This is a genomic window from Frankia sp. AiPs1 (assembly GCF_023716945.1).
Taxonomy (GTDB): domain Bacteria; phylum Actinomycetota; class Actinomycetes; order Frankiales; family Frankiaceae; genus Frankia.
Map to the genome: position 1 here is coordinate 1 of NZ_JAMQQF010001145.1, position 647 is coordinate 647.

The following is a 647-nucleotide window of genomic DNA, read 5'->3' on the forward strand; positions in this document are numbered from 1 at the left end:
GCGCTGGCGGCCGCCGGCATCCCGGTCGGCGCGGTCGAAACCGGGCGCACCGAGGCCGGCGCGACCCGCGTCGCCGCAGTGGACAGCCCGCCGGTGCGGGTGCTCGTCGAACGCATGCTCACCGAGTCGGACAACGACCTGGCGGAAAGCCTGGGCCGGCTGATTGCCCAGCGGCGCGGCCTGCCGGCCTCGTTCGCCGGGGCCGCGAGGGCCGTGTTCGACACGGTCACCGAACTCGGCATCCCCACCGCGGGGATGGCCCTCAACGATGTCAGCGGCCTGTCCACCACCGACCTCATCGCGCCCGCCACCCTCGTGGCGCTGCTACGGGCGGCGGTCCTGCCCATTCGTCCCGCCCTGCGCACCGTGCTGACCGGGCTTCCGGTGGCCGGTTTCTCCGGCACCCTGAACGACCGTTACGCCACCGCGGACACGGCACCGGGCGCGGGTGACGTCCGAGCCAAGACCGGCACGCTGCGCAACGTCAGCAGCCTCGCCGGCCAGCTCGTCGACGCTGACGGGCGGCTGCTGCTGTTCGCCTTCCTGTCTCCGGCGCTGGAGGGGGGCGGCACCAAGGCCGCGCTCGACCGGGTCGCGGCGGCGCTGGCCGGCTGCGGTTGTCCCGCGCCGGTGCCGGTGCCACGGGC

1 protein-coding gene is annotated in these 647 nt (G+C 75.3%); it reads left to right on the plus strand.

All coding sequences use genetic code 11. The features are described from left to right. Positions 1-647, plus strand: a 647-nt coding sequence (gene dacB, locus ND748_RS33355; protein ID WP_251750198.1) for a D-alanyl-D-alanine carboxypeptidase/D-alanyl-D-alanine-endopeptidase, incomplete at both ends; no start/stop codon positions are given.